The following is a 469-nucleotide window of genomic DNA, read 5'->3' as shown; positions in this document are numbered from 1 at the left end:
CGTTGCTGAAGTGGGTGAGATCGGGGATCTCGGCGAGCATGATGTGACTGCTGATTTCACCGATGCCGGGGATGGAGCGGATGAGCTGGTCGCTCTTCCTGATGGTGTCGCAGGATTTGATGATGGCGTTGATGCGGAGACGGATGGCGGCGAGTTCTTTTTGTTCGGATTTGATTCTGCGTTTGAGGGATTTGAGGACGATGGGATCGATGGCGGCTTCGCATTTGGTTTTGAGTTTGGCGATTTCGCGGGTGATGGATTCGGTGTAGCGGACGAGTTCGGTGAGTTGTTCGTTTTCAGTGGTTTTTGGAGCCCAGGGGGTGAGGTCGTTTTGTTCGGCAACGAGGAATCGTGCAATGAGTCGGGCGTCGGCAGTGTCGCTTTTATTGCGTCTGAGTTTTTGGTTTCCGAAGGCTTTGATGCGTCTGGGATTGACGAGGAAAAGGGCGTGGAGGCCGTGTTGATGGAG

General features: G+C 54.2%; 1 protein-coding gene. It reads right to left on the bottom strand.

Annotated features, from left to right (window positions below; translation table 11 throughout):
* Window positions 1-469 (bottom strand): IS110 family transposase (locus JIN85_RS20955; protein WP_200274518.1); only part of this gene is annotated, 469 nt, incomplete at both ends.

The organism is Luteolibacter pohnpeiensis (assembly GCF_016595435.1).
Classification (GTDB): domain Bacteria; phylum Verrucomicrobiota; class Verrucomicrobiia; order Verrucomicrobiales; family Akkermansiaceae; genus Luteolibacter; species Luteolibacter pohnpeiensis.
Note: the sequence above shows the minus strand (reverse complement) of the source record. Positions and strands in the feature narration are given on the sequence as shown.